We start from the raw sequence: 11,995 nt of genomic DNA, 5'->3' as shown, positions 1-11,995 counted from the left end.
CTCCAGGAACCGGCCGGAGGGCTCCGGCGCCGGCTCCGCGACGGGCTCGGGCGCCGGGGCCGGTGCCGGGGCCACCCGGCGCAGCAGCGCGCGCAGCCGGGCGAAGACCTCCTCGACGTCGAACGGCTTGACGACGTAGTCGTCGGCGCCCGCGTCCAGTCCCGCGATCCGGTCGGCGGTCTCCACCAGCGCGGTCAGCATCAGCACCGGCGTGCGGTCGCCCTCGGCGCGCAGCACCCGGCACACCTGGAGTCCGTCGATGCCGGGCATCATCACGTCCAGGACCAGTACGTCGGGCCGGCTGCGGTGGGCCTGCGCGAGGGCCTCGACGCCGTCGGCGACGGCCGTGACCCGGTAGCCCTCCAGGGTGAGGGCGCGCTCCAGGGCGTTGCGGATGGCGCGGTCGTCTTCGGCGAGCAGAAGGGTGTGCGGCACGCGTCCAGTCTGCCAACCGCGGCGTCCCACGGGCCCCGGTGGACGGCACCGGGGCCCGCTTCTTACCCCGCTCTCACCCGGTGGGCCGCAGCGCCGCGAGCCGTTCCTCGAACGGGGTGACCTCCTCGAAGGAGTCCCGCCGGGGCAGCGGGCGGGCGGTGGACAGCCCCGCCATCAGCGCCGCCAGTTCCCCGCCCGCCCGTTCGACGCGCCCGTCCAGTCCTTCGGCGCCCCAGTCCTCGGAGGCGGCGTAGACGCCGGTCGGGACGACGACGGCCCGCAGGTAGGAGAAGAGCGGACGCAGCGCGTGGTCCAGCACCAGCGAGTGCCGCGCCGTACCGCCGGTCGCCGCGATCAGCACCGGCTTCCCGGCGAGGGCGTCGGGGTCGGTGACGCTCAGCGCGTCGAAGAACGACTTGAACAGCCCGCTGTACGACCCCGAGAACACCGGGGTGACGACGATCAGCCCGTCGGCCCCGGACACCGTGTCGAACGCCTCGGACAGCACCCGGCCCGGGAAGCCGTTGGTGAAGGTGTGCGCGATCTCGACGGCGAGGTCGCGCAGCTCGATCACCCGGACGTCCGCGGGACCGGGCTCCGGGGCGGTCGCGGCCGGGGCGGCGACCGCGGCCAGCCGGTCGGCGAGCAGCCGCGTGGACGACGGCACGCTCAGTCCGGCCGATACGACGACGAGCCTCATGCCCGCGCTCCTTCCTGCTTCCTGGCGGCGGCCAGCAGCGAACTGTGGGTCGGCGCGTCCGGCACCCCGGCCGGGCGGTTCTTGGCGAACTCCTCGCGCAGCACCGGCACGACCTCCTCGCCGAGCAGGTCGAGCTGTTCCAGCACGGTCTTCAGGGGCAGGCCGGCGTGGTCCATCAGGAAGAGCTGGCGCTGGTAGTCACCTGCGTACTCGCGGAAGGACAGCGTCTTCTCGATGACCTGCTGCGGGGAGCCCACGGTCAGCGGGGTCTGCTCGGTGAACTCCTCCAGCGACGGGCCGTGCCCGTAGACCGGCGCGACGTCGAAGTAGGGGCGGAACTCGCGCACCGCGTCCTGGCTGTTCCTCCGCATGAACACCTGCCCGCCGAGCCCGACGATCGCCTGCTCGGGGGTGCCGTGCCCGTAGTGGGCGTACCGGGCCCGGTACAGCTCGACCATCCGCTTGGTGTGGTCGGCCGGCCAGAAGATGTTGTTGTGGAAGAAGCCGTCGCCGTAGTACGCGGCCTGCTCGGCGATCTCCGGCGAGCGGATCGAGCCGTGCCAGACGAACGGCGCCACCCCGTCCAGCGGACGCGGCGTGGAGGTGAAGCCCTGCAACGGGGTGCGGAACTTCCCCTCCCAGTCGACGACGTCCTCGCGCCACAGCCGGTGCAGCAGCGCGTAGTTCTCGACCGCGAGGTTGATGCCCTGACGGATGTCCTTGCCGAACCAGGGATACACCGGCCCGGTGTTCCCGCGTCCCATCATCAGGTCCACCCGGCCGTCGGCCAGGTGCTGGAGCATCGCGAAGTCCTCGGCGATCTTCACCGGGTCGTTCGTGGTGATCAGGGTGGTGGACGTGGACAGCACCAGCCGCTCGGTGCGGGCCGCGATGTAACCGAGCATCGTGGTCGGCGAGGACGGCACGAAGGGCGGGTTGTGGTGCTCCCCGGTCGCGAACACGTCCAGGCCCACCTCCTCGGCCTTCAGCGCGATGGCGACCATGGCCTTGATCCGCTCGCGCTCGGTCGGCGTACGCCCCGTGGTCGGGTCGGGCGTGACATCCCCGACGCTGAAGATCCCGAACTGCATGGCCGCTCACCCTCCAGGTTGTTGACCGTTCAACTATACCTCTGGAACGGCCCCCGGCCTCCTCCTATTCCCCCTCCCCGGGCCTCCCCGCCAGGCACCGCCCGGCAGGTGGCCCCCGCGTGCGAGGCTGCCCGCATGCTGATCCTCCGCTCCGCCGCCCTGTTCGCCCTCGCCGCCGTACTGGAGATCGGCGGCGCCTGGCTGGTCTGGCAGGGCGTGCGCGAACACCGCGGCTGGATGTGGGCGGCCGGCGGCGTCCTCGCCCTCGGCGCCTACGGCTTCGTCGCCACCTTCCAGCCCGACGCCCACTTCGGCCGCGTCCTCGCCGCGTACGGCGGCATCTTCGTCGCCGGCTCGATCCTGTGGGGCGTGGTCGCCGACGGCTACCGCCCCGACCGCTGGGACATCACCGGCGCACTGGTCTGCCTCGCCGGAATGGCCCTGATCATGTGGGCACCGCGCAACGGCTGACAGCGCCCGCCCCGCCACCACCCGGCCGCCCCCGCCTATGCTGGCCACGCAGGTCCCGCCACGCCCCAGCCCGCCCGAGGAGCAGCCCATGGCCACCGCCGCACCGCCCGCCGCGTCCCGTATCGCCGTCGTCACGGGTGCGAGCAGCGGAATCGGCGCCGCCACGGCCCGCCGCCTCGCCGAAGCCGGCTACCGCGTCGTCCTCACCGCCCGCCGCAAGGACCGCATCGAGGCACTCGCCGAGGAGATCACCGCGGCCGGCCACAAGGCCACCGCCTACCCCCTCGACGTCACCGACCGCGCCGCCGTCGACGAGTTCGCCACCGCCTTCAAGACCGTCGGCGTCCTCGTCAACAACGCCGGCGGCGCACTCGGCGCCGACCCCGTCGCCACCGGCGACCCCGACCAGTGGCGCACCATGTACGAGACGAACGTCCTCGGCACCCTCAACCTCACCCAGGCCCTGCTGCCCAAGCTGGACGCCAGCGGCGACGGCACGGTCGTCGTCGTGTCCTCCACCGCCGGCCACGCCACCTACGAGGGCGGCGCGGGCTACGTCGCCGCCAAGCACGGCGCCCACGTCCTCGCCGAGACCCTGCGCCTGGAGATCGTCGGCCGCCCGGTACGCGTCATCGAGATCGCGCCCGGCATGGTCAAGACCGACGAATTCGCCCTCACCCGCTTCGGCGGCGACACGGAGAAGGCCGCCAAGGTCTACCAGGGCGTCGCCGAACCCCTCACCGCGGACGACGTCGCCGACACCATCGCCTGGGCCGTCACCCGCCCGCCCCACGTCAACATCGACCTGCTGGTCGTCCGCCCCCGCGCCCAGGCGTCCAACACCAAGGTCCACCGGGAACCCTGATGCCCGACGACACCGAACAGCGCCGCCTCGCCCTGGAGAAGAAGCGCGAACGCTACGTCTGGTACTACCTCGGCTACTTCCTCTTCGGCATCCACATCGTCGCCTTCGTCATGATCTACGCGGTGACCCACGCGAAGTAGCGGGCCCCCGGCAGGGCCCGCCCTCCTTGTCACCCCGTCGCGTCAGCCCTTCACACAGACGACCTGCTTCAGCTTCGCGACGACCTCGACAAGGTCCCGCTGCTGGTCGATGACCTGCTCGATCGGCTTGTAGGCGCCCGGGATCTCGTCCACGACGCCGGAGTCCTTGCGGCACTCCACGCCCCGCGTCTGCTCCTCCAGGTCCTTCGTCGAGAAGCGCCGCTTCGCCGCGTTGCGGCTCATCCGCCGGCCGGCGCCGTGCGACGCCGAGTTGAAGGACTTGGCGTTCCCCAGGCCCTTGACGATGTACGAGCCCGTGCCCATGGAGCCCGGGATGATCCCGTACTCGCCGGAACCCGCGCGGATCGCGCCCTTGCGGGTCACGAGCAGGTCCATGCCGTCGTAGCGCTCCTCGGCCACGTAGTTGTGGTGCGCGCTGATCTCCGGCTCGAAGGTGGGCCTGGCCTTCTTGAACTCCTTGCGGACCACGTCCTTCAGGAGCGCCATCATGATCGAGCGGTTGTACCTCGCGTACTCCTGCGCCCAGAAGAGGTCGTTGCGGTACGCCGCCATCTGCGGGGTGTCCGCGATGAAGACGGCGAGGTCGCGGTCGACCAGGCCCTGGTTGTGCGGGAGCTTCTGGGCGATGCCGATGTGGTGCTCGGCGAGCTCCTTGCCGATGTTCCGGGAACCGGAGTGCAGCATGAGCCACACCGAACCGGACGTGTCTATGCAAACTTCACAGAAGTGGTTTCCCCCGCCCAGGGTGCCCATCTGCTTCGTGGCGCGTTCCTCGCGGAACTTCACCGCGTCCGCCACGCCGTCGAACCGCCCCCAGAAGCCGTCCCAGCCGCCGGTCCCGAAACCGTGCAGCCGTCCCGGGTCGACGGGGTCGTCGTGCATGCCCCGGCCCACCGGAATCGCCTGCTCGATCTTCGACCGCAGCCGCGACAGATCGCCCGGCAGGTCGTTGGCCGTCAGGGACGTCTTCACCGCGGACATGCCGCAGCCGATGTCCACGCCCACCGCCGCCGGGCACACCGCGCCCCGCATCGCGATGACCGAGCCGACCGTCGCGCCCTTGCCGTAGTGCACGTCCGGCATGACCGCCAGGCCCTTGATCCACGGCAGGGTCGCCACGTTCCGCAGCTGCTGGAGCGCACCCTCCTCCACCGTCGACGGATCCGTCCACATCCGGATCGGCACCTTCGCACCCGGCAGTTCCACGTACGACATAACGTCCTCATTCCCCCGGAAACCAACAGAAGTCCTGAATCGCAAAACCGGTGCCAAGGTCGACGAAAAGGGATGACGGACCGGCGTCCACGGTGTTGCGTGCGATACACATTGTCTGCCGGGGACGCCCCCGTGCGGCAAGCGATTAACCAGCGGGGACACTGGGGAGACCCGGCGGGCACCGGCCCGCACCCACCGTCGAGAGGAGCCCGAACGTGCAGCGGAAGGCGTACGTACCCGGCGTCGCCGCGCTCCTGGCGGCCGTCCTGGCCGGCTGCACCGGCAGCTCGGACGAGGGCGGCCAGTCGGACAACTCCAACCCGGGAAGCGCCGGTACGGCCACCCAGGCCGCCCAGCCCGGCAAGTACGCCACGCTCCCCGAGCCCTGTGGCGTGGTCGAGGACGCGACGCTCGACCAACTCCTGCCCGGCATCGGGGAGATGACCGACGAGACGCAGCGCGAGAAGGCGTACGCGGGTACGGCGACCCTCACGTACGACACCGACCGCAAGGTGGGTTGCCGCTGGAAGGTGGAGTCGGCGTTGGCGACGGACCATCTGCTGGTGGACTTCGAGCGGGCCGTCTCCTATGACAACGCCGTCAGTGACGACAGCCAGGCGGAGGAACTCTTCGCGAAGAAGCGGGAGGCGGCGCATCTTCCGGAGCCGGTGGTGACGGCCACGGAGTCCGGTTCCCCGTCCACCGGCCCGTCCACGGACCCGAGTTCGTCCCCCTCGCCCGGGTCGTCCGCCACCGCCTCGCCGTCCGCGGCCCCTTCCGACCTCCAGCCCCGTCTTCTGGAGGACCTGGGTGAGGAGGCGTTCCTCGACGACGAGCTGAACAGCTCCGGTTCGACGGCCGAGCAGCGCACGGTGACTGTGGCGTTCCGCACGTCCAACGTGATCGTGACCGTCGAGTACGCGGAGCAGCCGATGACCGTCGGAGTGGTCCCGGACAGCAAGGAATTGCAGGACAGGGCACGGAAGCTGGCTTCGGAGCTGGCCGATTCGCTGAGTGGCTGAGCGCCGTCCCGGGGCCCTTCGTCTCCCTGCGTGAAGCACGTGAAGGGCGACCGTGCGGGTGGCTCACCGCGTACCGTGACCCCTCGGACCCCGTTCCGAGCGCAGGGAACACGAGCGTCATGAGTGAAGGAACCATGCAGCGACGAGTACAGCGAGACCCGCGATCACCGCGAGCGAAGCGCCTGACCCGCGTCCTTGTGTGCGCGGTCGCCGTCCCCCTGGTCGCCGCCGGCTGCTCCTCGGACTCCGGCTCCGACGACGGCAAGGACAAGGGCGCCTCCGCCTCCGCCTCGCAGTCCGCGAGCCCGTCCCCGACGGTGCGGGCGGCGGCGTACGGGACGCTCCCGAAGCCGTGCGAGGTGTTGTCCGAGAAGACCCTGGACGATCTGGTGCCGAAGGCGAAGTCGGGCAAGGAGGGGTCCTCGGACGACGTCTCCACCCGGGGCAGCTGTTCCTGGAGCAGTCTGGACAACAACGGTGTGAAGGGTTCGCAGTTCCGTTGGCTGAACGTGTCGCTGCTGCGTTTCGACTCGGACACCACGCGTGGTGCGGGTGACGAGCTCGCCCAGGAGTACTACGACAAGCAGGTGCGGGACGTCCAGTCGGCCGAGGGTGCGAAGGGTACGAAGTCGGAGCCGGTCGGCGGTACCGGTGACGAGGCGACCGCGGTGCGTTACGAGCTGAAGAAGAAGGAAGGCACCTTCAAGCAGCAGACGGTCGTGGCGCGGGTCGAGAACGTGGTCGTCACCGTCGACTACAACGGTGCCGGTCTCGCCGGTGACAAGACGCCGGACGCCGACGACCTGATGAAGGACGCGCAGAAGGCGGCCGAGGAGGCGGTGGGCTCGGTGACGAAGGTGAACGGCACGGGTGCCGCGCCGTCCGGGTCGGCGTCCGCGTCCCCCTCGAAGTCGGCGTCCGGGTCGGCCTCGAAGTCGGCGTCCGGGTCGGCCTCGAAGTCCCCTTCCGAGTCGGCCTCGAAGTCCGCTTCGAAGGCGTCGAGCAAGAGCTGACCCGGCCCTGAACGGGAACCGGCCACCCGTCCTCCGCACACATGTGCCACTCTGTTGCGCGCAACAACACGCATCGGGAGGGGAGTACGGGTGGCCGCGCCACTGCAGCTGACACGGATGCACCGGGTTCTCATCGGCGTGGTCGTCTTCGGTGCCGTGATCATCGCCGGAATCGGCTTCGCGGGTTCGTACGCGGCCGTCCGTGAGCTTGCCCTGCAGAAGGGCTTCGGGAACTTCAGTTACGTCTTCCCGATCGGTATCGACGCCGGTATCTGCGTCCTGCTGGCCCTGGACCTGCTGCTGACCTGGATCCGTATCCCGTTCCCGCTGCTGCGGCAGACGGCGTGGCTGCTGACGGCGGCGACGATCGCGTTCAACGGTGCGGCGGCGTGGCCGGATCCGCTCGGTGTGGGCATGCACGGTGTGATCCCGGTGCTGTTCGTGGTCTCGGTGGAGGCGGCCCGGCACGCGATCGGGCGGATCGCCGACATCACCGCCGACAAGCACATGGAGGGCGTCCGGCTGACCCGCTGGATGCTGTCGCCGGTGCCGACGTTCCTGCTGTGGCGCCGGATGAAGCTGTGGGAGCTGCGCTCCTACGAGCAGGTGATCAAGCTGGAGCAGGAGCGGCTGGTCTACCAGGCCCGTCTCCGTTCCCGTTTCGGCCGTGCCTGGCGGCGCAAGGCGCCGGTCGAGTCCCTGATGCCGCTGCGTCTGGCCAAGTACGGCGTCCCCCTGGCCGAGACGGCTCCGTCGGGTCTGGCGGCGGCGGGCATAGAGCCGGCTCTGATACCCCCGGCGCCCGAGGCGGCGGCACCGGCGCCGGCGGTGGCCGCGGGCGGTCGTGCAGCCGGTGCGGCGCAGGTGGGTGCGGCACCTTCCGGCGAGCAGCGTCTGGAACTGGAGAGCAACCAGAACCCCGGGCCGCAGGAGGGCGCGGCCCCGGACCAGAACCAGTGGCTCCACGCCCGGGATCCCCGCACCGTGGAGTACCACGGTGGTTACGACCCCACCTACGATCCCGACGAGGAGTACGCCCGCTGGTACGCGGAGCAGCAGCAGGCCGAGCAGTACGAGGACCAGTACCAGGAGGAGCCGCCCCTCCAGGAGCCTTCTCCGGAGGAGACCGGCAGCTTCCCCATTCCGGTGGTTCCCGGTGGTCGTACCCGTGAACTGGGTGACGGTGGTGGCACTCCCGTCGCGGATCCGGACGAGGAGGCGTACTACCAGGTGTTCCGTCAGTCGATAGACGGCAGCTATCCCACGCCCCGTGTCCTCGGCGACAACATCCAGGCGACCTACGGCACGTCGTTGAACCCGAGCGAGCTGAAGGTTCTCGCCGAGCGCTTCCAGCAGCGTCACACGGCGGAGCTGGAGGAGGACCACATCGCGTGAGGCGCGAGAACGCGACGACAGGGGGCGCCCGGCCGGTACCGGGCGCCCCCTGTCGTCGTACGGGTGGAAGCTACTCCCCGAGCAGTGCCCGCACCCGCTCCTGTCCCACCGCCAGCAGCAGTGTGGGCAGTCGCGGTCCCGTGTCCCGCCCGACCAGCAGGTGGTAGAGCAGCGCGAAGAACGACCGCTGGGCGGTCTTGATCTCCGCCGGCAGTTCCTTGGGGGTGGCGTCGGCGGAGAAGCCCGCCTGGACCTTGGGCACGCCGTAGACGAGGTGGGTGAGTCCGTCCAGCGACCAGTTGTCGGCGAGTCCGTCGAGCAGCAGCCGCAGCGACTGCTGTCCCTGTTCGTCGAGGGACTTCAGCAGTTCGGCGTCGGGCTCCGCGCGGACGATGGTGCGCTGGTCGGCGGGGACGTGGGTGTTGATCCACGCCTCGGCCTTGTCGTAGCGCGGCCGGGCCTCGTCCAGCGATCCCAGCGGGTCGGACGGGTCCAGCTCGCTGAGGATCCGCAGCGCCTGGTCCTCGTGCCCGGCGGTGATGTCGGCCACCGAGGCGAGCGTGCGGTACGGCAGCGGCCTGGTCGTCCGCGGCAGCTCACCGCTGGCCGTGCGCACCGCGCGGGAGTGCGCGGCGGCGTCGGCGGGCAGGGCGGAGCCGTCGGCGACCTTGGCGTCGAGGCGGTCCCACTCGTCGTAGAGGCGCTGGATCTCCTGGTCGAAGGCGATCTTGAAGGACTGGTTGGGGCGGCGCCGGGCGTACAGCCAGCGCAGCAGCTGCGGTTCCATGATCTTCAGCGCGTCGGCCGGGGTCGGTACGCCGCCGCGGGACGACGACATCTTCGCCATGCCGCTGATGCCGACGAAGGCGTACATCGGGCCGATGGGCTGCTTGCCGTCGAAGATCCCGACGATCTGTCCGCCGACCTGGAAGGACGAGCCGGGGGAGGAGTGGTCGACGCCGCTGGGCTCGAAGATCACGCCTTCGTACGCCCAGCGCATGGGCCAGTCGACCTTCCAGACCAGCTTGCCGCGGTTGAACTCGTTCAGCCGGACGGTCTCGGAGAAGCCGCACGCGGTGCAGGCGTAGGTCAGCTCGGTGGAGTCGTCGTCGTAGGCGGTGACCGTGGTCAGGTCCTTCTCGCAGTTGCCGCAGTACGGCTTGTACGGGAAGTATCCGGCGGCGCCGGAGCTGCCGTCGTCCTCGGCGGCGGCGCCGGAGCCCTCGGCGGCCTCCAGTTCGGCCTCGTCGACCGGCTTCTGCTGCTTCTTCGCCGGGGCCTTCTTGGTGCGGTACTGGGCGAGGATCGCGTCGATGTCGGCACGGTGGCGCATGGCGTGCAGGATCTGCTCGCGGTAGACGCCGGAGGTGTACTGCTCGGTCTGGCTGATCCCGTCGAACTCCACGCCCAGCTCGGCCAGCGACGCGGTCATCGCGGCCTTGAAGTGCTCGGCCCAGTTCGGGTACGCGGAGCCCTCGGGGGCGGGGACGGAGGTCAGCGGCTTGCCGATGTGCTCGGACCACGACTCGTCGACGCCGGTGATGCCGGCCGGGACCTTGCGGTACCGGTCGTAGTCGTCCCAGGAGATCAGGTGCCGGACCCGGTGGCCGCGGCGGCGGATCTCGTCGGCGACGAGGTGGGGGGTCATGACCTCGCGGAGGTTGCCCAGGTGGATCGGGCCGGAGGGCGACAGCCCGGACGCGACGACCACAGGTTTGCCCGGGGCCCGACGCTCCGACTCCTCGATGACCTCATCCGCGAAACGGGAGACCCAGTCGGTGGTCTCGGTGCTCTGAGCCACGATCGGCACGTCCTTCTTTCTGCTCGGGCAGCCGGTACGGTCGCACGGCTGACCGCTCCATTCTCCCAGTACGGCCCGTATCCGCGAAAACCGCTTTTCACCGCGTGGGATACTCGGCTTCGGTAGTAGTCCACGAACCCGAGCAGAACGGCAGCCTCCATGGCCTCGGTCACGTCCCTCACCGACTCCGTCCGGCAGCATCTCGCGTCCGCCCTCTCGGCCACCCGCCCCGAGGCCGCCGGCGCGGACCCGCTGCTGCGACGAAGCGACCGGGCGGACTTCCAGGCCAACGGCATCCTGGCGCTGGCGAAGAAGTCGAAGGCGAACCCGCGGGAGCTGGCGACCGAGGTCGTCTCGCACATCACCACCGGCGACGACCTGATCGAGGACGTCGAGGTCTCCGGGCCCGGCTTCCTCAACATCACCGTCGCCGACCGGGCGATCACCCGGAACCTCGCCGCGCGGCACGCGGACGGCGAGCGCCTCGGCGTGCCGCTGAAGGAGGACGCGGGCGTCACGGTCGTCGACTACGCCCAGCCGAACGTGGCGAAGGAGATGCACGTCGGTCACCTGCGGTCGGCGGTCATCGGCGACGCGCTGCGCGGCATGCTCGACTTCACCGGCGAGAAGACGATCGGCCGGCACCACATCGGCGACTGGGGCACCCAGTTCGGCATGCTCATCCAGTACCTGTTCGAGCACCCCGGCGAGCTGGCCCCGCCGGAGGACGTCGACGGCGAGCAGGCCATGTCGAACCTGAACCGGGTGTACAAGGCGTCGCGTGCGCTCTTCGACTCGGACGAGGAGTTCAAGGAGCGGGCCCGTAAGCGGGTCGTCGCCCTCCAGTCCGGCGACAAGGAGACGCTCGAGCTGTGGCAGCAGTTCGTGGACGAGTCGAAGGTCTACTTCTACTCCGTCTTCGAGAAGCTCGACATGGAGATCCGCGACGAGGAGATCGTCGGCGAGTCCGCGTACAACGAGGGCATGCCGGAGACCGCCCGCCTCCTGGAGGAGATGGGTGTCGCCGTGCGCTCCGAGGGCGCGCTGGTGGTGTTCTTCGACGACATCCGGGGCAAGGACGACCAGCCGGTCCCGCTGATCGTGCAGAAGGCCGACGGCGGCTTCGGCTACGCGGCGTCCGACCTGACCGCGATCCGCAACCGCGTCCAGGACCTGCACGCGACCACGCTGCTGTACGTCGTCGACGTGCGCCAGTCGCTCCACTTCAAGATGGTCTTCGAGACCGCCCGCCGGGCCGGCTGGCTCGGCGACGAGGTCACCGCGCACAACATGGGCTACGGCACGGTGCTCGGCGCGGACGGCAAGCCCTTCAAGACGCGTGAGGGCGAGACCGTACGCCTGGAGGACCTGCTGGACGAGGCGGTGCAGCGGGCCGCCGAGGTCGTGCGGGAGAAGGCGCGGGACCTCACCGAGGACGAGATCCGGGAGCGGGCCGCGCAGGTCGGCATCGGGGCCGTGAAGTACGCGGACCTGTCGACGTCGCCGAGCCGCGACTACAAGTTCGACCTGGACCAGATGGTCTCGCTCAACGGCGACACCAGCGTGTACCTCCAGTACGCGTACGCCCGTATCCAGTCCATCCTCCGCAAGGCCGGCGAGGTCCGCCCGGCCGCCCGTCCGGAGCTGGAGCTGCACGAGGCGGAGCGTGCGCTGGGCCTGCACCTGGACGCGTTCGGGGACACGGTCTTCGAGGCGGCCGGGGAGTACGCCCCGCACAAGCTGGCCGCGTACCTGTACCAGCTCGCGTCGCTGTACACGTCGTTCTACGACAAGTGCCCGGTGCTGAAGGCCGATTCGTCGGAGCA

The 11,995-nt window shown here is 70.2% G+C and carries 12 protein-coding genes; 7 read left to right on the top strand and 5 right to left on the bottom strand.

Annotated features, from left to right (window positions below):
- From B7767_RS24065 to B7767_RS24055, 3 genes are all read right to left on the bottom strand, one after another.
- Window positions 1-435 (bottom strand): response regulator transcription factor (locus tag B7767_RS24065; protein ID WP_256923544.1); only part of this gene is annotated, 435 nt, incomplete at its 3' end.
- A gap of 73 nt (window positions 436-508) precedes the next feature.
- Window positions 509-1,135 (bottom strand): FMN reductase, encoded by a 627-nt coding sequence (locus tag B7767_RS24060; protein WP_085574037.1) that lies wholly within the window; start codon window positions 1,133-1,135, stop codon window positions 509-511.
- Window positions 1,132-2,226: an LLM class flavin-dependent oxidoreductase gene (locus B7767_RS24055; protein ID WP_085574036.1), complete on the bottom strand. Its 1,095-nt coding sequence runs from the start codon at window positions 2,224-2,226 to the stop codon at window positions 1,132-1,134. The genes B7767_RS24060 and B7767_RS24055 overlap by 4 nt, the downstream gene beginning before the upstream one ends.
- A 135-nt stretch (window positions 2,227-2,361) precedes the next feature.
- Between B7767_RS24055 and B7767_RS24050 the strand changes: the two genes are divergently transcribed.
- From B7767_RS24050 to B7767_RS49395, 3 genes are all read left to right on the top strand, one after another.
- Window positions 2,362-2,697 (top strand): YnfA family protein, encoded by a 336-nt coding sequence (locus B7767_RS24050; protein ID WP_085574035.1) that lies wholly within the window; start codon window positions 2,362-2,364, stop codon window positions 2,695-2,697.
- 88 nt (window positions 2,698-2,785) lie between these two features.
- Complete coding sequence (locus B7767_RS24045; protein ID WP_085574034.1) at window positions 2,786-3,562, top strand: SDR family NAD(P)-dependent oxidoreductase; 777 nt, start codon at window positions 2,786-2,788, stop codon at window positions 3,560-3,562.
- Window positions 3,562-3,702 (top strand): hypothetical protein, encoded by a 141-nt coding sequence (locus tag B7767_RS49395; RefSeq protein WP_179167260.1) that lies wholly within the window; start codon window positions 3,562-3,564, stop codon window positions 3,700-3,702. The genes B7767_RS24045 and B7767_RS49395 overlap by 1 nt, the downstream gene beginning before the upstream one ends.
- A 42-nt stretch (window positions 3,703-3,744) precedes the next feature.
- On the opposite strand, the gene B7767_RS24035 is transcribed toward B7767_RS49395, so the two are convergent.
- Complete coding sequence (locus B7767_RS24035; RefSeq protein ID WP_085574033.1) at window positions 3,745-4,938, bottom strand: RtcB family protein; 1,194 nt, start codon at window positions 4,936-4,938, stop codon at window positions 3,745-3,747.
- A gap of 215 nt (window positions 4,939-5,153) precedes the next feature.
- On the opposite strand from B7767_RS24035, the gene B7767_RS24030 reads away from it, so the two are divergent.
- From B7767_RS24030 to B7767_RS24020, 3 genes are all read left to right on the top strand, one after another.
- The gene (locus B7767_RS24030; RefSeq protein WP_085574032.1) at window positions 5,154-5,960 is read left to right on the top strand and encodes a hypothetical protein; all 807 of its coding nucleotides are present in this window, start codon (window positions 5,154-5,156) and stop codon (window positions 5,958-5,960) included.
- 119 nt (window positions 5,961-6,079) lie between these two features.
- Complete coding sequence (locus B7767_RS24025) at window positions 6,080-6,973, top strand: DUF3558 family protein (protein ID WP_085574031.1); 894 nt, start codon at window positions 6,080-6,082, stop codon at window positions 6,971-6,973.
- A gap of 90 nt (window positions 6,974-7,063) precedes the next feature.
- The gene (locus B7767_RS24020) at window positions 7,064-8,368 is read left to right on the top strand and encodes a DUF2637 domain-containing protein (protein ID WP_085574030.1); all 1,305 of its coding nucleotides are present in this window, start codon (window positions 7,064-7,066) and stop codon (window positions 8,366-8,368) included.
- A 70-nt stretch (window positions 8,369-8,438) separates the two neighbouring features.
- Here B7767_RS24020 and lysS read toward each other — a convergent pair whose 3' ends face one another.
- Entirely contained in the window at window positions 8,439-10,178 is a 1,740-nt protein-coding gene (lysS, locus tag B7767_RS24015) for a lysine--tRNA ligase (protein ID WP_085574029.1), read from the bottom strand.
- Window positions 10,179-10,328: 150 nt separating this feature from the next.
- Between lysS and argS the strand changes: the two genes are divergently transcribed.
- The coding region (argS, locus tag B7767_RS24010) for an arginine--tRNA ligase (RefSeq protein ID WP_085574028.1) at window positions 10,329-11,995 on the top strand (1,667 nt) is incomplete at its 3' end.

This window comes from Streptomyces sp. 13-12-16, assembly GCF_002114215.1.
Lineage (GTDB): Bacteria > Actinomycetota > Actinomycetes > Streptomycetales > Streptomycetaceae > Streptomyces.
Note: the sequence above shows the minus strand (reverse complement) of the source record. Positions and strands in the feature narration are given on the sequence as shown.